The organism is Neobacillus sp. Soil_C_43, assembly GCF_057656715.1.
The window spans coordinates 780,138-798,392 of the sequence record NZ_JBDGJV010000001.1; the positions used below are offsets into that span (position 1 = coordinate 780,138).

At 38.3% G+C, this 18,255-nt stretch carries 22 protein-coding genes and 1 other RNA gene; 8 read left to right on the forward strand and 15 right to left on the reverse strand.

The genetic code is table 11. The features are described 5' to 3' along the window. Positions 1 to 2 precede the first annotated feature (2 nt). Both ytrH and ytrI read left to right on the forward strand, forming a co-directional pair. Positions 3 to 341: a sporulation membrane protein YtrH gene (gene ytrH / locus AC3A54_RS04055; protein ID WP_308082916.1), complete on the forward strand. Its 339-nt coding sequence runs from the start codon at positions 3 to 5 to the stop codon at positions 339 to 341. Next, a complete protein-coding gene (gene ytrI, locus AC3A54_RS04060) occupies positions 338 to 838 on the forward strand; it encodes a sporulation membrane protein YtrI (protein ID WP_487653399.1) in 501 nt (166 codons plus the stop codon). The genes ytrH and ytrI overlap by 4 nt, the downstream gene beginning before the upstream one ends. Positions 839 to 875: 37 nt before the next feature. Here ytrI and AC3A54_RS04065 read toward each other — a convergent pair whose 3' ends face one another. Continuing rightward, positions 876 to 1,820, reverse strand: a complete 945-nt coding sequence (locus AC3A54_RS04065; protein WP_487653400.1) for a DHH family phosphoesterase — start codon at positions 1,818 to 1,820, stop codon at positions 876 to 878. Between the two features lie 87 nt (positions 1,821 to 1,907). On the opposite strand from AC3A54_RS04065, the gene AC3A54_RS04070 reads away from it, so the two are divergent. Beyond that, entirely contained in the window at positions 1,908 to 2,219 is a 312-nt protein-coding gene (locus tag AC3A54_RS04070; RefSeq protein ID WP_308082913.1) for a YtpI family protein, read from the forward strand. 70 nt (positions 2,220 to 2,289) lie between these two features. On the opposite strand, the gene AC3A54_RS04075 is transcribed toward AC3A54_RS04070, so the two are convergent. The 3 genes from AC3A54_RS04075 to AC3A54_RS04085 form a co-directional block, all read right to left on the reverse strand. After that, positions 2,290 to 3,609 (reverse strand): DRTGG domain-containing protein, encoded by a 1,320-nt coding sequence (locus AC3A54_RS04075; protein ID WP_335543996.1) that lies wholly within the window; start codon positions 3,607 to 3,609, stop codon positions 2,290 to 2,292. Between the two features lie 124 nt (positions 3,610 to 3,733). Then, positions 3,734 to 3,970, reverse strand: coding sequence for a hypothetical protein (locus AC3A54_RS04080; protein WP_308082911.1), 237 nt, complete (start codon positions 3,968 to 3,970; stop codon positions 3,734 to 3,736). Between the two features lie 88 nt (positions 3,971 to 4,058). Then, on the reverse strand, positions 4,059 to 4,742 hold the full coding sequence (locus AC3A54_RS04085; RefSeq protein WP_335543994.1) for a metal-dependent hydrolase: 684 nt from the start codon (positions 4,740 to 4,742) through the stop codon (positions 4,059 to 4,061). A 172-nt stretch (positions 4,743 to 4,914) separates the two neighbouring features. Between AC3A54_RS04085 and AC3A54_RS04090 the strand changes: the two genes are divergently transcribed. Further along, positions 4,915 to 6,012, forward strand: coding sequence for a M24 family metallopeptidase (locus tag AC3A54_RS04090; protein WP_487653401.1), 1,098 nt, complete (start codon positions 4,915 to 4,917; stop codon positions 6,010 to 6,012). Positions 6,013 to 6,068: 56 nt separating this feature from the next. Beyond that, positions 6,069 to 6,265, forward strand: a non-coding RNA gene (ssrS, locus tag AC3A54_RS04095) — 6S RNA. Positions 6,266 to 6,660: 395 nt separating this feature from the next. Here ssrS and ald read toward each other — a convergent pair. The 3 genes from ald to AC3A54_RS04110 all read right to left on the reverse strand — a co-directional run bounded on the left by ald (position 6,661) and on the right by AC3A54_RS04110 (position 8,835). After that, the gene (ald, locus tag AC3A54_RS04100) at positions 6,661 to 7,782 is read right to left on the reverse strand and encodes an alanine dehydrogenase (RefSeq protein ID WP_487653402.1); all 1,122 of its coding nucleotides are present in this window, start codon (positions 7,780 to 7,782) and stop codon (positions 6,661 to 6,663) included. A 193-nt stretch (positions 7,783 to 7,975) separates the two neighbouring features. Then, positions 7,976 to 8,293, reverse strand: coding sequence for a hypothetical protein (locus tag AC3A54_RS04105; protein ID WP_487653487.1), 318 nt, complete (start codon positions 8,291 to 8,293; stop codon positions 7,976 to 7,978). A gap of 353 nt (positions 8,294 to 8,646) precedes the next feature. Further along, a complete protein-coding gene (locus tag AC3A54_RS04110) occupies positions 8,647 to 8,835 on the reverse strand; it encodes a hypothetical protein (protein WP_487653403.1) in 189 nt (62 codons plus the stop codon). Positions 8,836 to 8,942: 107 nt separating this feature from the next. Here AC3A54_RS04110 and AC3A54_RS04115 point away from each other — a divergent pair, with 107 nt between their 5' ends. Further along, positions 8,943 to 9,389, forward strand: a complete 447-nt coding sequence (locus AC3A54_RS04115; protein ID WP_309860153.1) for a universal stress protein — start codon at positions 8,943 to 8,945, stop codon at positions 9,387 to 9,389. A 136-nt stretch (positions 9,390 to 9,525) separates the two neighbouring features. After that, positions 9,526 to 9,840, forward strand: a complete 315-nt coding sequence (locus AC3A54_RS04120) for a hypothetical protein (RefSeq protein WP_487653404.1) — start codon at positions 9,526 to 9,528, stop codon at positions 9,838 to 9,840. 36 nt (positions 9,841 to 9,876) lie between these two features. On the opposite strand, the gene AC3A54_RS04125 is transcribed toward AC3A54_RS04120, so the two are convergent. From AC3A54_RS04125 to AC3A54_RS04155, 7 genes are all read right to left on the reverse strand, one after another. Next, positions 9,877 to 10,389: a MogA/MoaB family molybdenum cofactor biosynthesis protein gene (locus AC3A54_RS04125; protein WP_487653405.1), complete on the reverse strand. Its 513-nt coding sequence runs from the start codon at positions 10,387 to 10,389 to the stop codon at positions 9,877 to 9,879. Next, positions 10,386 to 11,228: an EcsC family protein gene (locus AC3A54_RS04130; RefSeq protein ID WP_487653406.1), complete on the reverse strand. Its 843-nt coding sequence runs from the start codon at positions 11,226 to 11,228 to the stop codon at positions 10,386 to 10,388. Before AC3A54_RS04130 ends, AC3A54_RS04125 begins: the two co-directional genes overlap by 4 nt. Positions 11,229 to 11,348: 120 nt before the next feature. After that, positions 11,349 to 12,536: an acetate kinase gene (locus AC3A54_RS04135; RefSeq protein WP_487653407.1), complete on the reverse strand. Its 1,188-nt coding sequence runs from the start codon at positions 12,534 to 12,536 to the stop codon at positions 11,349 to 11,351. 430 nt (positions 12,537 to 12,966) lie between these two features. Continuing rightward, positions 12,967 to 13,950, reverse strand: a complete 984-nt coding sequence (locus tag AC3A54_RS04140; RefSeq protein WP_335543988.1) for a class I SAM-dependent methyltransferase — start codon at positions 13,948 to 13,950, stop codon at positions 12,967 to 12,969. Positions 13,951 to 14,056: 106 nt separating this feature from the next. Next, positions 14,057 to 14,557: a thiol peroxidase gene (gene tpx / locus AC3A54_RS04145; RefSeq protein ID WP_430114619.1), complete on the reverse strand. Its 501-nt coding sequence runs from the start codon at positions 14,555 to 14,557 to the stop codon at positions 14,057 to 14,059. 157 nt (positions 14,558 to 14,714) lie between these two features. Then, positions 14,715 to 15,209 carry a GerW family sporulation protein gene (ytfJ, locus tag AC3A54_RS04150; RefSeq protein ID WP_487653408.1) on the reverse strand — a complete coding sequence of 165 codons (495 nt, stop codon included), beginning with the start codon at positions 15,207 to 15,209 and terminating at the stop codon, positions 14,715 to 14,717. Between the two features lie 17 nt (positions 15,210 to 15,226). Continuing rightward, the gene (locus AC3A54_RS04155; protein ID WP_487653409.1) at positions 15,227 to 15,919 is read right to left on the reverse strand and encodes a DUF2953 domain-containing protein; all 693 of its coding nucleotides are present in this window, start codon (positions 15,917 to 15,919) and stop codon (positions 15,227 to 15,229) included. A 239-nt stretch (positions 15,920 to 16,158) separates the two neighbouring features. Between AC3A54_RS04155 and AC3A54_RS04160 the strand changes: the two genes are divergently transcribed. Next, entirely contained in the window at positions 16,159 to 16,962 is an 804-nt protein-coding gene (locus AC3A54_RS04160; protein WP_487653410.1) for an NAD kinase, read from the forward strand. A gap of 232 nt (positions 16,963 to 17,194) precedes the next feature. On the opposite strand, the gene rarD is transcribed toward AC3A54_RS04160, so the two are convergent. Further along, the gene (gene rarD, locus AC3A54_RS04165) at positions 17,195 to 18,127 is read right to left on the reverse strand and encodes an EamA family transporter RarD (protein ID WP_487653411.1); all 933 of its coding nucleotides are present in this window, start codon (positions 18,125 to 18,127) and stop codon (positions 17,195 to 17,197) included. Positions 18,128 to 18,255 lie beyond the last annotated feature (128 nt).

Sequence of the window (18,255 nt, forward strand, 5' to 3'; positions counted from 1 at the left end):
GGATGAAAGAAATTGGGTTTTTTCCTACATTTATTGAAAGCTACTTTATTGCTTTAGGAGTTGTACTTGGGGGGTCGCTCATTGGCGGTATTGCTTCTTTTTTAACGGGCCAACCCCCACTAACAACCGTCTATCGCTTATCTGCAGCACTCAGAATTTGGGCAATCGTAGCAGCAATAGGAGGTACATTCGATACGGTATATACCTTCGAAAGAGGTTTGTTTAATGCAGATACTAAAGATATTTTTAAACAATTTTTATTAATTCTCTCCGCATTAGGCGGCGCGCAAACAGGTGCCCTAATTATCAATTGGTTAACACAGGAGCATATTTCATCATGAGGATTCCACCCTATTATCGAAGACCCTCCTGGCAGCGTTTTTTTGCAGGTGCCGCAGTAGGCGGTGCAATAAGCTGGTGTATCTTTTTATATATTTACGGGGTATGGCAGGAAGAAAACACAGAATTATTACGGAAACAGCAACAAAAGATTATTGACCTAAACGAAGAAAAAAAAATTTGGCAGGAAGAATATAAGGAAATGAATAAGCGGAATATCGAACAGCTGACTGTTCAAAAAATAAATATAAAGATTACAAACTGGGAAAAATATAAGCTAGATTTACTCAGTGTTTCCGAGACAGAAGACTCCGTCAAAGATGATATCAGTATGATGCTTGCAAAGGATTTAGATACTGTCTATAAAAGTAAGGATCTCCTAAAAAAAATAATTGAAAATAAACCGATTAAAATCAATGATAAACGATACAAACTTAAAGTAAAAGAAATGGTAGTCTACACTAACCTATCCATACAACTTGAGATACAATTTGAGTAAGAAAAGCGGCCCCGCACACATTGGGGCCGTTTTTTTTCTATTTTGTATAATTCCTGCATACCTCATCTAGTTCTTTTAAGACATGATCTACTTCATCCCAAGAATAGATGGAAGCGCCTGATGCAAGTGGATGACCTCCACCTTTAAACTTTCTAGCAACACCATTTATGACCGGCCCCTTTGAACGAAGACGAACTCGAATTTGATCCTCTTCCTCAATGAAAAAGACCCATGCTTTAATGCCCTTTACATTCCCTAAAATGCCGACTAGTAAGGAAGCCTCTGCAGGTCTTGCTCCATATTCCTTTAACAATTGCTTCGTAAGCATCACGGATGCGACTCCGTTTTCCTGAAGTTCAAAGTTTTGAAGGATATACCCGTTCAACTTGATGATATGAGCATCCAATTCATACATCTTATCAAATACTTCTGTACGAGAGAAATGATAATGAATCAGTTCTCCTGCATATGCAAAGGTTTTCTCTGTGGTACTCGGAAAAAGGAATCTTCCTGTATCACCGACAATACCAGCGAATAGCAGTCTTGCTGCTTCATCATTCATCTTTAACCCTTTTTCTTTACCGGCTAAATAAAACTCATAAATCATCTCACTGCACGAACTGGCACTGGTGTCTACCCATAATAAATCACCATATGGATCTTCATTTGGATGATGATCAATTTTAATAAGCTTATCAGCTAATGAATATCGGTCATCACAAATTCTTGCTGCATTTGCTGTATCACAAACAATGACTAAGGCACCTTTGTACATCACATCCTCAATCACATCCAGCCTGCGCATAAAATGAAGAGTTGGTTCCTCTTGGCCTACTGCGTAAATCTTTTTATCCGGATACGACTCTTGTAAAATGGCTACCAGTCCACCCTGTGAACCATAAGCATCCGGGTCAGGTCGGACATGTCGATGAACAATGATGGTTTCATATTGTTCAATTGTTGCTAAAATTTGCTCAATCATAAACACTGCTCCTTAGAACCAATCATGGCTTTTTTATAAAAAAAAAGGTAAAATAATAATGATTTTCAAGACTTGGAGGATCCAATCATGTTTGTATTTGCTGTATTAGTTTTCATATTATTCGCTTTCTATTTATTTTATAAGACAAAATACTTTAGAAGCAACCGTGAAGTAGAAAAGAAATGGCTTTCCGCAAAATCAAATATAGCACTCGGTCTTTTTGTTTGTTTCTTTGGTTTAAATTATTTACTATTTATTTCTGAATCTACTTCAACTCTTATTGTTTCCGCTATTTTTATTATTTATGGTGCATTTTTCAGTTGGATAGGTTTTAAAAAGTATAAACATTACCTTCCATTCGCAGTAGAGGAAGCTAAGCTATACGAAGCGCAGAAATAATAATTAAGAGGTTGACTCGGAAAGGAGTCAACCTCTTTTATTATTGTCCAGCTCAAGCGCCTAGCATTTCTTATTGTCTATCAATCAATTGGCACATCATCATCGCTTTTCCTACCAAAATTCCTTCGTTGAAAACCTCGACATCTACCTTTCCGAATTTCCGTCCGACTTCAAGAATCCTCGGATATACTTCTAAGGTACTCTCCATTTGAACGGGCTTGATAAAATAGATGGTCATATTCTCAACTACAAGATCTCCCTTTTTATAGCTTCGCATGACCCGGTTAGCTGCTTCGGATACGATGGTTGTAAATACACCATATGAAATGGTTCCTAGATGGTTGGTCATTTGAGGGGTTACTTCACAGGAATAAACTTCTTCTCCTTTAACCTTACCCTGAATGAGGGCCATTTGATTTGTGACAATATCATCGATTGTTTCACCGACTTGTGGCTGTCTTTGATTCATTTGTAATGCCTTTAATACATCCTGCCTGCTTATGATTCCTTCTAATCGATTGGAGTCGTCCGCAACTGGAAGTACTTCTATTCCCTCCCATACCATCGTATGGGCAGTCGAAGCGACACTCGTTTTTCCATTCACCGTCATTGGCTGCTTCGTCATAATCTTATCAATCGACGTGTCTATATCCTGTCCTAAAATATCCTTGCTTGTTACCATACCTTGAATTTTCATATTTTGATCGACTACAGGATAGCGACTGTGTCTTGTTTCCTGATTAAACTCATGCCATTTAGAAACCTTATCTATTGTTTTTAAATAATAGGTCTCAGATAAGGGGGTTAGAATATCTTCGACTAAAATAATTTCCTTTTTGATTAATTGGTCATAAATTGCTCTATTAATCATTGTAGCCACAGTGAAGGTGTCATAGCTAGTTGAAATGACAGGCAGTTCAAGACTATCAGCAAGCTTTTTCACGTGTTCTTCAGAATCAAATCCACCTGTAATCAGTACAGCTGCCCCTGCTTTTAATGCTAGCTCATGTGCTTGCGTGCGGTTACCGACAATTAACAGGTTCCCTGCCTCCGTATAGCGCATCATAGCTTCAAGCTTCATGGCACCAATGACAAATTTATTCAGTGTTTTGTGCAAGCCCGTTCTTCCGCCTAAGACCTGCCCATCAACGATATTTACTACTTCCGCAAATGTAAGCTTTTCAATATTTTCTTTCTTCTTACGTTCAATTCTAATTGTTCCTACTCTTTCAATGGTGCTGACGTATCCTTTATTTTCAGCTTCCTTAATCGCTCGATAGGCTGTACCTTCACTTACGGTCATCGCCTTGGCGATTTGGCGAACTGAAATTTTTTCCCCCACAGGAAGTCCATCAATATATTGCAAAATTTGTTCGTGCTTAGTAGCCAAGACCTTCACCCTTTATATTTGAATTCCCATTATCTGGTTACAACACGACCAGATTAGTCTAAATTTTATTATAAAGTGTTAAAAGCCTTGATTCAATGCGGTTTCTCACATTGTTGTCTAAATCTCAGTGAAAAGACCTGGACTTTTTCTTTAATCGGCCAGCTTGAGACTTTTGTATTTGCCTTTTTGGACTATAAAGCAACCCTGTTAAGTTCCCCGCAATGACCATCAATGCAAAGGTCAACCAAGCTAATGAGAATATGCCTTGAAGACCATCTGCATGAATTGATAATCTAGGAACAGCAAAATAAAGCATAAGGCCACAAAGGAGCAGGCAAAGTAAGTATCGGTTCTTTTTCATCTTTCATTTCCTCCCTATAAAAAAGACTGCTTGTTCCATCTTTATGCAAGAGAGGGGAAAAAAAGTAGGTGATTCCAAAAGAAGATGATTAAATTTCGATAGATTCTCCAGGTTGAAGGATTTTACCGTTTTTATCATCGAGCATTTCTAAAAACGTATTTGGATCCTGCTTAATTGGTGGGAATGTATTGTAATGAATCGGTACAACTGTTTTGGCTGCTAATAATTTGGCTGCATAGGCCGCGTCTTCCGGTCCCATGGTAAAATTATCTCCTATTGGCAAGAAGGCCAAGTCAATCGGATGACGTTCACCTATTAGTTTCATATCTGAGAAGAGCCCCGTATCACCTGCATGATAAATGGTTTTGCCTTCATTCATAAAAAGAATACCGGCGGGCATTCCGCAGTAAATAATCTCCTGGCTGCCAGCAATGACATAGCCCGATCCATGGAAAGCTTGTGTCAGTTTTACTTTACCAAATTCAAATTGATAGGCCCCTCCAATATGCATGGCATGGGTCTTTACCCCTTGAAAACTTAAAAATGCGCATAGATCAGCATTCGCTATGACAAGGGCATTGTTTCTTTTTGCTAGTTCCACCGTATCACCTACGTGATCTCCGTGACCATGTGTGAGGATAATAACATCCGGTTTCACTTCGTCTATTGTTAAATCTGTTAAACTGTTGCCAGTAATAAACGGGTCAATGATAATTGTTTTTCCATTGGTTTGAATTTTTACCACTGAATGACCATGATAAGATACTTTCATTTTTGTAACCCTCCCAAAGTTCTTTTAATAGTACTTCCATAAATAATATAGAAATTCCTTCCTCATTTATACCCATAAACCACCTGTTTTAGCACATCATAATCTCAGATAGTTTACATTTCAAATTAATATTGTTACTCTCAAATTGGATTTGAAATTAGGGGGAGAAATGATGAATCAAAGATTGAACAAACTGCAAGCATGGATGAAGGAAAATGACATTGAAGTCAGTTTTGTTACTTCTTCCGAAAATGTATTTTATTTAAGCGGCTACTATACCGATCCACATGAACGCTTGCTCGCCCTCGCTGTGTTCCAAGAGGAAGAGCCGTTCCTAGTTTGCCCAGGGATGGAAGTACATGATGCTAAACGATCTGGATGGGATCATGAATTAATCGGCTATAGTGACATTGATAATCCATGGGAAATGATTTTGAATTCTATCAATAAAAGTATGGATCGCGTGTCAAAGGTTGCTATCGAGAAAGAGCATATGAATGTAGAGCGGTATGAACAGCTCTTACGATTATTCCCTCATTCCACTTTTGTTTCAGGTGAGGAAAAATTAAGACTCCTTCGAATGGTCAAAGATGCTTCCGAATTAAAAATTATCGAAGAGGCTTGTGCACTTGCTGATTATGCGGTTGAATTCGGGGTTAATGAAATCAAGGAAGGGAAAACAGAGCTAGAAATTCTTAATGCATTAGAGTTTGCCTTAAAGCAAAAAGGCGTTACTGAGATGTCTTTTTCAACAATGGTTCTAACCGGTGCGAATGCTGCTTCTCCTCATGGTAATCCAGGCAATACTAAAATTCAAAAAGGTGACTTAGTTTTATTTGATTTGGGTGTAGTTGTGGATCGCTATTGTTCAGATATCACAAGAACCGTTGCATTTGGTGACATTAACGACAAGCAAAAAGAAATATATGATACAGTGTTAAAAGCCCAATTGGCAGCGATTGAAGCAAGTAAACCTGGTGTGAGTGCAGCAGACGTTGACCTTACTGCCCGTCGTATTATCGCTGAAGCAGGATACGGTGAATATTTTCCACACCGTCTTGGACACGGCCTAGGAATTAGTGTTCATGAATATCCATCATTAACCGAGACAAATCAGCTGATTATTGAAGAAGGAATGGTTTATACCATTGAACCAGGAATCTATGTCCCTAATGTAGCCGGAGTGCGTATCGAGGATGATGTGTTTATTACTGCTGATGGGGCAAAGATTTTAACCAAATTTCCAAAAGAACTGCAAATTGTGAAGTAGGCAGATTTGGATGATTTTAGCATTGTATTTTCGTTTTAATTGAGGTAATATACTAATACAAGCTGCGTTGTACGTAATCATAATAAAGTTTTAACCTTTAAGCTGTAATAGGGAGTTTAACCATTGAAGCTGGAATGACAAGCCTCTGTCTAAAAGACATGGAGGACACGCAGAAAAGCTTCTGAAAACACCCACTTTGAGGAGTGGTGGTTTAAAACTTTCTTATATTTCTTACGGCAATGGCGGCTACATACTTAGCACTCAAAACCAGTTTCTGACTAGAAGCTGGTTTTTTTTGTTTATGTTTTGTTTAACTCTATTCTTATTTTAATCTTTTTAGTCATGTCTGATCCTAAATTGTCTGCTCTTACATGGCCGTGTTCTCTTTCCTGCTGGCTTTTTGGAAACGTTGAATGCTCCTACGTGACAGAGTCTCTTTTTTTTGCCTTTTGGGTCACGTAGAGCTCTCCTACGTGACCGTGCTCCCTCTCTTTCGCCTTCTGGGTCACGTAGAGCTCTCCTACGTGACCCGACTCCCTCTCTTTCAGCCTTTTGGGGAACGTAGGAAAAAACTTCTATAAAGATTCTAACTGATATATAGCAAAGAAGAGGCGGGCTTCCGGCCCACCTCTTCTGCAACATAATTTATTATTGTTTCTCTAACAATGTTTTTGTATCTAAGAATTCAAGGCCGTGTGCTTCTGCGACTGCTTCATAAGTCACATAGCCGTTTAATGTGTTAATTCCTTTTAGCAAGGCCTCATTATCTAAACATGCCTTACAATAGCCCTTGTTCGCAATTTGGACCGCATATGGAACGGTTACATTTGTTAATGCGATTGTTGAGGTTCGCGGTACTGCTCCAGGCATATTGGCCACTGCATAGTGGACGACACCATGCTTTACATACGTTGGATTATCGTGCGTAGTGATACGATCTGTTGTTTCAAAAATACCACCTTGATCAATGGCGATATCAACAACAACACTCCCCGATTTCATGGTCTTAATCATTTCTTCAGAAACAAGTTTTGGTGCCTTTGCACCTGGAATCAAAACTGCTCCAATGACTAGATCAGATTCCTTCACTGCTTCTGCAATATTATAAGGGTTCGACATTAATGTTGTCACATCAGATCCGAAAATATCATCCAATTGACGAAGGCGATCTGGATTTAAATCAATAATGGTCACTTTTGCCCCTAATCCAATCGCCATTTTGGCTGCATTGGTACCAGCAACTCCACCGCCAATAATCGTAACAGTCCCTCTTTGTACACCGGGAACACCGGATAGTAGAATCCCCATCCCTCCGTGAACTTTTTCAAGAAACTGGGCACCAATTTGTGCCGCCATTCTCCCAGCCACTTCACTCATTGGCGTTAATAATGGTAGGCTTCGATTAGGAAGCTGAACTGTCTCGTAAGCAATCCCTACAACTTTTTTATCAATTAATGCTTTAGTCAGTTCAGGTTCCGGTGCTAAATGTAAATATGTAAATAAGATTAATCCCTCGCGAAAATATTGATATTCGCTTGGAAGTGGTTCCTTAACTTTCATGACCATTTCCATGGACCATGCTTCGGCTGGTGTTTCTACTAACTTTGCTCCTGCATCTCTATAGTCTTCGTCTGAAAAACCAGAGCCTAAACCAGCTCCATTCTCAATAAAGACCTCATGGCCAAATTTCACAAGGTTGACCACTCCAGCAGGCGTCATTGCTACACGGTTTTCATTATTTTTTATCTCTTTAGGTATTCCGATTCGCATGTCCATACCTCCAATTAATATAAGCAGTAGAAAATAGTTCGAATAATTCCGAAAGTAAAAGCAATTTTATTTTACCAAAAAAATAGGAGTTACCCAAACTTATTCTAGTATAAGTTCTTGAAATAACCACAAATTCCCTTAATCTTAAAAAAGCTTTGACGCTAAATTAACGACAAAGCTTTTTTCTAGCAATTTAATAATAAGGGTAATATGGGTCTCCATAATAAGGATAACCATAATAAGGGTATCCATATCCATAACCATAAGGAGCTGATAATAACGCCCCTGCAGCTAATCCACCCAGGAACGGTAATCCGAATCCACCAAAGCCCCAGCCCCATGGACGGCCAAAACCGAATCCAAATCCTGGACGACCGAAACCACCAAACCCAAATCCAGGACGGCCAAAGCCTCCAAATCCAAATCCAGGGCGACCAAATCCACCACCAAAATGTCCAAATCCACCAAAACCAGGACGGATCCGTTCATCCGCTTGGTTCATCGCAGGCATTCCATAAATTTCAGTACTCAATGTTTATTCCTCCTCATTTTATTTACTTCACACACTAAAGAATATGCATATCTAACGGGAAACTCTTGGGTAAATGCCCCTTAAAAGGAAATTCCTAGATATATGTCTACTAAATTCCTTTTGCCACAAGAACAAAAGCGGATGCCCTCGTTCAGCCCCGACAGGCAAATGTTCTTCGGCTGGAAAAGTCCGCCTTTGACCCGAGGGGTTAGGCGCTGGAGCTAGATTCAGACAACTAGTTCAGTTATCCACACTCGGACCTTTTTATAATTTCCTGGAACAAAGAAAAGGCCATCCTATTATGGACAGCCTTCGTTCGAACATCTTATTGCCTAGTTTTCTGTGTACCCGTCAGTATCTACTGATGCAGTGGCAGCGTTAAAATCAGCTTGGTCGGCTACTGCCGCTCCCTCTCCTATAAAACCGCTATTATAGGAATTCATTATCTGTTGACTTACTTCATTCGAACCTTGTTCATCGAATTCAAATGAATATTGGTTATTTGGATTTCTTTTTTCCATCCCACAAATCTCCTTTCATTCTAAGCTACTACTCCATTATTGTTCGAAAAATTGCAACAGTTATTCGTTGTTAAATAATGTATAATTTAGGTAAGGAGATGATAATCATGGGACTCAAATATAAAAATATTTTAGTCGCTATTGATGGGTCGAAAGAAGCAGATTGGGCCTTACGAAAGGGTATTGAAATCGCGAAAAGAAATGATGCTGCCTTACTTCTAGTTCATGTAATAGATACTCGGTCATTCGCGTTAATCGAAGCCTATGACACCGTTATTGGCGATCGAGCAGAAAAGCTGGCAAAAGACATGCTAGATAACTATCAAAAGCAAGCTGTTGATGCAGGTGTAAAAGAGGTTCAGTATGAAATTGAATTCGGTTCTCCTAAGGTTCGAATTCCTAGAGATGTGGCAAAAAAACATAATGTTGACTTAATAATTTGTGGTGCCACAGGAATGAATGTAGTAGAAAGATTCTTTATCGGTAGTGTATCAGAACATATTACACGATATGCACCATGTGATGTTCTAGTAGTCCGAACTGAAAAAGAATAAACAATAAATAACAGGGGCATGCAGAATTTTACTGCATGTCCTTTTTTCACTTATTCCATTGGAAAAGAGTTATGATAGGTAGGAAACAACCATTTGTAGTAAAATAAAAATTATTACACAGCTTGGAGGCAGCCAAATGAAGGACCACTTTTCTTTCAATCAGCGACTAGGTATCTTTCTTCCTGACTTAACAATAGATTGGGATCAACATAGCAAAGATACTCAACAAGATATTCTTTTTCATTGGGAACAAATACGCGGCTCAATTCCTGATCGAATTGTAGACCTAGAAGATCAAATTAATCATAAACAAGCAGAGCTTTCTGATGAAAGTGACTTCATTCGTTCTTGTCAACTGAACAAAGAAATTGCAGAACTTGCGTCCATCATCAATGACTTATGGCTTTGGTATAGAGCAAACCAAACACTTTCCACAAAAGCTCATCATTAAAAAGAGGATGACACTACGTCATCCTCTTTCTCTCTATTACAAATCTTTCTTTATTTCTCTTACCACATGCCCTAATTCGGGCAAAATTAATTTATTCATCGCAAGCTTTACCGCACCAGTGGAACCAGGGGTAGAAAATACCGCCCTATTATTCACTACACCAGCAATTGCTCTTGAAAGGATTGCTGCAGAACCGATATCTTCTTGATAACTCAACATCCTAAACAATTCTCCGAAGCCAACAATTTCTTTATCAAGCAGGCTTTTTACTGTTTCAATTGTGACGTCCCGCTTGGCTATCCCCGTCCCGCCATTAATAAGAATAGCGTCAATATCTTCCCGGTTACAGGCTTTTAAAATTTCATCTTGAATTGGGATTGCTTCATCCTTTACAATCACATAATCAGAAATTTGATGTCCGGACTGCTCAAGCAATTCAATCATCAGCTTACCACTTTTGTCTGTGTCCTTATTTCTTGTATCACTGACTGTGATTATCTTACAATTAATACTCTTAGGGGCTTCCCGTTTATGTTCCTGCGTGCTCATATTTGAAACTCCTCTTTTTCTTTTAGATAGCGGTATTGATAATATTTATGAGCTAATTCCGTTACTTTCCTCGTTAACTGATAATTTGCTCCTGCACCAATGGCTATGCTGACGAGCGGCATCCCTTGAATCATCTTTCTTCGAAACAAGGCAATAACCATCGCTTTAAATACTTGTTGCAAGGGTTGTTCAAGCCAGGTGATATTGGAAATCTCTTCTGTCCCCTCATAAAAATACGAATTATCGTACTTTTCTAATTCATCTTTTAACATGATCCAGCCTTCTTTTTGTATTCTAGGAGGCAAGGTACCTATATGAAATACCTTAAGGGATGTCATCATTTCATAAGGAGTGTTAACTTCATATCCATAAGTCATGGCGATTAATTGGACAACCCTCAAATTAATAACGGCCATTGCTGGGATATCCATCCCCAAAAGCAAGGAACTCCCGGTTCCCGCTAATCCTCCTTGAGCTAAGGAATAAAGGCGATGCCTAGCAATGTGCTGTTCTGCTATGTATTGTAATTGATTAATATCCAAATTCTTTAAGTCTGATATATTTTCTAAATTAGGGATAAAAACCCTTCCAGATGAAAGAATTCTTTCTTTTGCATCCATTTGAAGCTGAGAGCCTTGAATCATACCATGCAAATGGAACAGCCATGTATCAACAAGGGAAAAAAATTGCTTCTGAACCGTTTCAGGCAATAAGGAGAAAGAACGCTCCAAATATTTTTCATAAGTTAATTGAAAGTCATTTGGTTCGTAATTGAATAGATTCTTTTCCCATTCGCTTATTTCATTCCATACTTTAGTTTCCCGGTCTGTATATGGCATCGTATGAACCTCCTCCAACATGCTTCTCCTAACAGTATAGCATAAAGCGAGAGAACGTTAAAAAGGCAAAAGCCATTTATTGTTAGCTTTTGCCTCTTTGGAGATTTAAGTTGAAGAGAGTTATTGTGCTAAGCGAACAACGTCGCGCGCGATCATTACTTCTTCATTAGTTGGGATAATAATAACTTTAACTGGAGAGTGAGGATAGTTAATGAAAGCCTCTTCCCCTCTTACTTTGTTAAGAGCAGGATCCCAATATACACCCATAAATTCAAGACCTTTTAGCACATTTTCACGAATGGTATCACTATTTTCACCAATACCTGCAGTAAAGATAATCGCATCTACACCATACATACGGGACGCGTATGAACCAATATATTTATGAATTCGGTTTGCAAATACATCTAATGCTAGCTGTGCACGCTCATTGCCTTTCTTGGCTTCAATTTCAATATCCCTTAGGTCACTTGAGAATCCAGAAACAGCTAACATACCGCTCTTCTTATTTAATACATCTAGAACTTCATCAGCAGTCTGGTTCGTTTTTTCCATGATATATGGAATTAAAGCAGGGTCAATATTACCTGAGCGTGTACCCATTGTTACACCTGCAAGTGGTGTAAAGCCCATTGATGTATCGATAGATTCTCCACCTTCGATAGCTGCAATACTTGCACCATTTCCTAAGTGACAAGAAATTAAACGAAGTTGTTCAACTGGGCGACCTAGTAATTCTGCTGCACGTTGTGAAACATATTTGTGAGATGTTCCATGGAAGCCGTATTTACGGATACCGTATTCTTTGTAGTATTCATATGGAAGGCTATAAAGGAAAGAACTTTCCGGCATTGTTTGATGGAAAGCTGTATCAAACACAGCAATCGCTGGTACATTTGGAAGTACATTTTGGAATGCACGGATTCCAGTTAAGTTTGCTGGATTATGCAGTGGTGCAAGCTCCGAAAGTTCTTCGATTTTATTTAAAACTTCATCTGTAATCATTACAGAGTCATTAAATGCTTCACCACCGTGTACAACACGATGACCAATTCCTTCAATTTCATCAAGTGATTGAATGATACCTAGTGTAGTTAATTTATCTAATAACATTTTTACTGCTATTTCATGATCAGGTATATCGGTTATTTCTTGGACTTTTTCACCGTTAACTGTAATATTAAAAATTGAATCGCTCAATCCGATTCTTTCGATAAGACCTTTTGTAATTACTTCTTCACTTGGCATTTCAAATAATTGAAACTTTAAGGAAGAACTCCCCGCATTGATTGCAATAATTTTTGCCATTTAGCTAACCGCTCCTTTTATATAACAACGTCGTGAATATGCAATTTTGGTTTAGTACACTTTTATTTTGCGCAAACCGACCTTGTTTATTTCCCTCAATTCCTCATTTAATCACTGAATTTAGGACATTACAAGGAATAAATTGCTTGACAACGGTTACAGAGCAAATGTAATTATATTCTAATTTTTCTCTATTTTTAACTAAAGATAATTCTGTTAAAATTGTCTGTTGATTTCCGCTCCAGGCACAAGCGGTTCGTGGGCGTTTCGGCGAGCCTCCTCGGCGTTTACGCCTGCGGGGTCTCCCCTGAACTGTACTCCCACAGGAGTCTTCGCGCCTTCCGCTCCAATCAACAGGGTATAAAAATCAACAATGTTCTTTAACACATCCAAAACTAAAAAAGAATAAAATCGGGAAATCTCACCGATTTTATCCTTTATTTTCTTGGAACCATTTTTCAATTTGTGATAAGATTCGGTCCATTTCATACTGCTTTGACAGACTCGGTAAGTTCACGAGCATAGCCTGCTTCGGAGGCTGAATCCCGTCACCCTTTTTTTGCAAAATGAAAATATTTTTAGCTGCACTTTTATTTTTAAACATCGTTTCAGGCAATTGTAGAAGACCCTGAATGATTACATGTTCTTTTAAGAATTCATGAAGCTGTGCTGCTTGTTCACTTTCAAAAAGACCACTTGGAACTAGGAAAATCAAATATCCACCAGGTACTGTATGTCGTACACTTTGCTCAATAAATAAGTGATGCGAATACGAGTGTCCAGTATTTGCCTTTAATTGATAATCTGCTGCCCGTACGTCATTTGGATAAAATCCAACAGGTAAATCAGCTATTACAGCCTCTACTGGATCAATAAATAAAGGCTCTAAGGCGTCCTGATTAAATAACTGAATTGGATGTTCCTGTAAATTCGCATTTACATAGGCAAGTTTAATGAGAATATCATCGACATCTACTCCTATTGAGGTTATCTCTTTAGGCACATGATTTAAAACAGTCGTTAGTAAATTCCCTGTTCCGACCGCCGGATCGAGAAGCCTAAACGTGGATTGTTTTACAAATCGGTCAAGTAAGTATCCTACCAGTAGTCCAATCGTATCAGGAGTCATTTGGTGATTGGGTTGAACATTTTCCTTCATCCCTTTTAAAATAACTAGCTGGTAGGCTTTACGTATATCTTCCTTGGAATACTTGTCTAAATGGATTTCTTCGTACTGCTTTTTTAACCTTTTTGTAGTTAGTTCACTTAACTCATCCTGTAGAATTGTGCCTTGGAACATGTTTTCTCCTGTTTCGGCTAATGCCTCCAGATAACTACAAGACAATTCCTCTTGTAAAACAAGTGCCGTTTCATTAAATACAGTAAATAGTTGCTCTATTGGAGAAATTTTCATCTATTCCCCTCCGTTACTAAATTTCCTTATTCATTTTATACGAGTATGTATTTTTTAAACAAGTATAAAGGCCTCGCCATAATGCCGAGGCCTTGTTATTCCTATTTTATTTTGCATTTCTAGCAGCTTCAATTGCTGCTTCATAGTTAGGATGATTCGTTGCTTCACTCACATATTCTACGTATGTCACTGTATCTGTAGAATCTACTACGAACACAGCGCGAGTTAATAGTCTTAATTCTTGAATTGCAACGCCATATGCCTCTCCGAATGAAAGATCACGGTGATCAGATAAGGTTTGAACGTTTTCAATTCCTGCTGCTGCACACCAACGTTTTTGAGCAAATGGTAGGTCCACGCTTACAGTTAAGATTTTAACATTCCCTAAACCATTAGCTTCTTCATTGAAACGGCGTGTTTCCGCATCACAAACACCAGTATCTAGAGAAGGTACTGCACTGATTAAACGAACCTGTCCCTTCGTATCGTCTAAAGTCACTTGTGATAAGTCATTAGCTAATACTGTGAAATTTGGAGCCTTATCTCCTACCTTCACTTCATTCCCTAACAATGTTACTGCATTACCCTTAAAAGTTACATTTGCCATCCTTACATCCTCCTTTGTCGTGTTAAAGCAATACATGAAAAAGATGAATTTGCTTTAATATGTACAGTGTAAATATATCTTTTCAAACCCTGTTTTGCAATAATTGAGCATCAAGAAAAAAGTTAACCTTCCCTAAAGAGAAGATTAACCCATTCATTTAAAACTCAAGCTCTTGTTTATGTTGCTGTGACTGTTGGGTCTGTTGATGATTTTGTTGCTGTTGTTTGTTCTCATCTTTCTTCGAGAACATTTGCTGAATCTTATCAACTGCTTGTGGAGCAAGCTCCAATATTTTCTCGTATAAATGAGTGCTTTCATCCAGGTGAAGCATCTTAACCCCATTTGAGTTAACAATTAAAAAGGCGATTGGAGTAATGGATACACCACCCCCGCTTCCTCCACCAAACGGAAGCTTCGGTTGGCCTTGACTTTGACTTTGACCCTGACCCTGGCTCTGCCCTTGAGACTGCCCGCTGTCTAATTTAAACTCGCTACCACCAGCAGCAAATCCAAACCCTACTTTAGAAACTGTTAAAATAACACTACCATCAGGGGTTTCAACAGGATCCCCAATAATGGTATTTACATCAATCATTTCTTTTAAACTTTCCATTGCAGTTGTCATCAAACCTTGAATTGGATGGTCGGACATGGATCTTTCCTCCTATTTCAAACAGAATTAGTTTTTTCATTTTCATACTTTTCTTTACTTTTTAAGTGCGGTTTACCGCCCTTCCAGAATTTAATCAGCTTTAATCCTGCGAGAATAGCATGCCCGATTCGGAACTGAAAAATACCTGTAAATCGTGTTTGAATGACAGCAGCTTGGAAATGAGGGGTAACTGATAATTCCGGAATTTGTTTCATGGCAAGGTAATGACTGAGAAGTCCTATTATACTTCCTTTAACCGCCCATAGCCCTCCAGTTATGATACCCGTATACGCTGCATCACCTACTCCAACCATCGTATGCCATTCAAGCTTTTTAATAGATACCTTTTTAAAAAACTTCCTAACAATCAGATGCAACTTAAACACATGCTCGAGCAGTTCTTTTGTATTATTGAAACTTGTCATAACATCACTTTTATCAATCTGGTTCACTGACACATTGTCTTTTTTCGTTTTTTCATTCCCCTTTTTCTTCTTCCTCTTAACAATAATGCTAGGGGAATTATCATCAATCTTTATTAAGGGAACATCTATTTTGTATTTAATTAAGCCGAACCATAACTGTAACTCTACCTTCAAATCATCATTGTCATTAAAATGGAAGTAATTTAAAAGAATCGTTAATTTAGAAAAAATAAGTAGGACGAATAAGAGCATTAGTATTGATACAATGATCAGGACCCAAACCAAACTCCTTCACCACCTTTCAGCCTATTATTATTCGCTTATCGTAAAAAAATAAACCTGCCAACTTGTTGTTGACAGGTCATTACAATGTTCTTTTCCCCTCTTTCTTTATTTAATAGGATGTAACTGCTTTCATAATGTCTCTAAAAAATGCTAAACTAATTTCAGATTAACCTAATTTTATCAGTGTTTAATTTTTAATAATAAATATTTTCACCAACATTTTACAGGAGGCATAATTTATGGAATCAAGACGTAACATCTATTTTTATCATAAGCGTGATGCAGACATGCTTTCAAAAGCCGCTCCACTTTTTGAATTGGCTGACCGCTACGGTTTTACCATGGTAAATGATTATCGGAAAGCGAATATTATTGCCAGTATTGGCGATGATGGGACCTTTCTGCAAGCTGTTAGAAAAACAGGCTTTCGTGATGATTGTCTTTATATGGGAATCTCCACTAAAAATAGTTTAAGTATGTATTGTGATTTTCGAATCAGTGATACCTCGAAAATGATAGAAGCAATTACAACTAATGAACATATTGAGGTCCGTCGTTATCCAACCATTGAAGTAACTGTTGATGGCCAAGGGACGTTCCCATGTTTGAATGAATTCAGCATTCGATCTTCTATCATTAAAACACTTGTTTTGGATGTATTTGTCGACCAATTACATTTCGAAACCTTTCGCGGAGATGGTTTAATCGTTGCAACACCAACAGGAAGTACAGCCTATAATAAATCAGTAAATGGTTCAGTTGTCGATCCTCTTTTATCTTGTATGCAAGTAAGCGAGGTTGCGTCAGTGAATACCAATCGTTACCGGACACTCGGCGCTTCCTTTATTTTAGGAAGTGAGCGTACCCTGACACTTAAAGTCATTTCTGAAGGAAATGATCACCCAACCATGGGCATGGATAACGAAGCCTTAAGCATCCGCCATGTTGATAAAATCCAAGTAAAAATTAGTGATAAAAATCTAAAAACATTAAAACTAAAAGACAACTCCTTCTGGGAAAAAGTAAAAAGAACCTATTTATAATAATAGCTGTGTTAAAGAACAGTGTTGATTTTCACACCCTGTTGATTGGAGCGGAAGGCGCGAAGACTCCTGTGGGAGTACGGTTCAGGGGAGACCCCGCAGGCGCAAGCGCCGAGGAGGCTCGCCGAAACGCCCACGAACCGCTCGCGCCTGGAGCGGAAATCAACAGGCAAGTTTAACATGGTCATAATAATAAAAGGCAGACTCATTTTATATGAGTCTGCCCCTTATATTACATACTTGTTCTCTTTTCTCTTCGCCATTTCAAACCCTTTTCTGAAATCAGCTTTGATTTAGAAAGCGAATAAATAGTTAACGCTGACCAAATGAACATAAATGACAAAAGCTGAACCTTCGAGAAATGTTCATTATACACAAAAACACCTAAAATCAAAGTAAGTGTAGGTGCAATATATTGTAAAAATCCTAATAGGGATAATGGGATTTTCTGGGCTCCTTTTGCAAAATAAAGCAAAGGCACTGCGGTTGCTACTCCTGCTCCAATTAAAAGTAAATCCGTTCCCAAAGTTGAAGAGAAAAGAGTATTCGCACCACGACTAAATAAGATCATCATATAAATAGCAGCAATTGGGGCAACCACCATGGTTTCTAAAGTCAATCCCACTGCAGATTCAACATTAATCAGCTTCTTTGCTAATCCATACAAGCCAAACGATACAGCTAAGGTAATTGCAATCCAAGGAAATGCACCATGCGCTACTGTTAAAATGACAACCCCAACGGCAGCCAGAACAAAGGAGATATATTGATAAATCGTTAATTTCTCCTTCAAAACCACCATTCCTAAAAGAATACTAACTAGTGGATTAATATAATACCCTAAACTCGCTTCAATCATATGCCCACTATTAACTGCCCAAATATAAACAAACCAATTGACACTTATTAGTAGTGAAGCAATCGTTAATGCATACAGCTGTTTTTTGTTTTGAGCAAACCCTCTAAACGTTTGGACAAACAGTTCCCACTTTTTTGTAAAAATCAACACTACAATCATAAAAATAAATGACCAAAATACTCTGTTCGCCAGTATTTCCTGTGCATTAACATTATCTAAAAACTTCCAATAAATCGGCAATAATCCCCAAAGTAAATAGGAAAAGCCGGCATGGATGGCTCCCTGCTGAAGTTCCGTCCGTTTCATATATTCTCGAGCCCCTATTCTTTCTAGTATCGAAATAATCTTTATTATAACCCGAATAACTTAAAATAGGGGATTAATTTGACTTGAAAATAATAAAGCAGACGGTAGCAACCGCCTGCTCTTTAATT

Excerpts from the sequence above, each read along its gene's own strand:
- ytrH (WP_308082916.1), top strand. The coding sequence starts at position 3 with ATGAAAGAAATTGGGTTTTTTCCTACATTTATTGAAAGCTACTTTATT.
- ytrI (WP_487653399.1), top strand. The coding sequence starts at position 338 with ATGAGGATTCCACCCTATTATCGAAGACCCTCCTGGCAGCGTTTTTTT.
- AC3A54_RS04065 (WP_487653400.1), bottom strand. The coding sequence starts at position 1,820 with ATGATTGAGCAAATTTTAGCAACAATTGAACAATATGAAACCATCATT.
- AC3A54_RS04070 (WP_308082913.1), top strand. The coding sequence starts at position 1,908 with ATGTTTGTATTTGCTGTATTAGTTTTCATATTATTCGCTTTCTATTTA.
- AC3A54_RS04080 (WP_308082911.1), bottom strand. The coding sequence starts at position 3,970 with ATGAAAAAGAACCGATACTTACTTTGCCTGCTCCTTTGTGGCCTTATG.
- AC3A54_RS04085 (WP_335543994.1), bottom strand. The coding sequence starts at position 4,742 with ATGAAAGTATCTTATCATGGTCATTCAGTGGTAAAAATTCAAACCAAT.
- AC3A54_RS04090 (WP_487653401.1), top strand. The coding sequence starts at position 4,915 with ATGAATCAAAGATTGAACAAACTGCAAGCATGGATGAAGGAAAATGAC.
- ald (WP_487653402.1), bottom strand. The coding sequence starts at position 7,782 with ATGCGAATCGGAATACCTAAAGAGATAAAAAATAATGAAAACCGTGTA.
- AC3A54_RS04105 (WP_487653487.1), bottom strand. The coding sequence starts at position 8,293 with ATGCCTGCGATGAACCAAGCGGATGAACGGATCCGTCCTGGTTTTGGT.
- AC3A54_RS04110 (WP_487653403.1), bottom strand. The coding sequence starts at position 8,835 with ATGGAAAAAAGAAATCCAAATAACCAATATTCATTTGAATTCGATGAA.
- AC3A54_RS04115 (WP_309860153.1), top strand. The coding sequence starts at position 8,943 with ATGGGACTCAAATATAAAAATATTTTAGTCGCTATTGATGGGTCGAAA.
- AC3A54_RS04120 (WP_487653404.1), top strand. The coding sequence starts at position 9,526 with ATGAAGGACCACTTTTCTTTCAATCAGCGACTAGGTATCTTTCTTCCT.
- AC3A54_RS04125 (WP_487653405.1), bottom strand. The coding sequence starts at position 10,389 with ATGAGCACGCAGGAACATAAACGGGAAGCCCCTAAGAGTATTAATTGT.
- AC3A54_RS04130 (WP_487653406.1), bottom strand. The coding sequence starts at position 11,228 with ATGCCATATACAGACCGGGAAACTAAAGTATGGAATGAAATAAGCGAA.
- AC3A54_RS04135 (WP_487653407.1), bottom strand. The coding sequence starts at position 12,536 with ATGGCAAAAATTATTGCAATCAATGCGGGGAGTTCTTCCTTAAAGTTT.
- AC3A54_RS04140 (WP_335543988.1), bottom strand. The coding sequence starts at position 13,950 with ATGAAAATTTCTCCAATAGAGCAACTATTTACTGTATTTAATGAAACG.
- tpx (WP_430114619.1), bottom strand. The coding sequence starts at position 14,557 with ATGGCAAATGTAACTTTTAAGGGTAATGCAGTAACATTGTTAGGGAAT.
- ytfJ (WP_487653408.1), bottom strand. The coding sequence starts at position 15,209 with ATGTCCGACCATCCAATTCAAGGTTTGATGACAACTGCAATGGAAAGT.
- AC3A54_RS04160 (WP_487653410.1), top strand. The coding sequence starts at position 16,159 with ATGGAATCAAGACGTAACATCTATTTTTATCATAAGCGTGATGCAGAC.
- rarD (WP_487653411.1), bottom strand. The coding sequence starts at position 18,127 with ATGAAACGGACGGAACTTCAGCAGGGAGCCATCCATGCCGGCTTTTCC.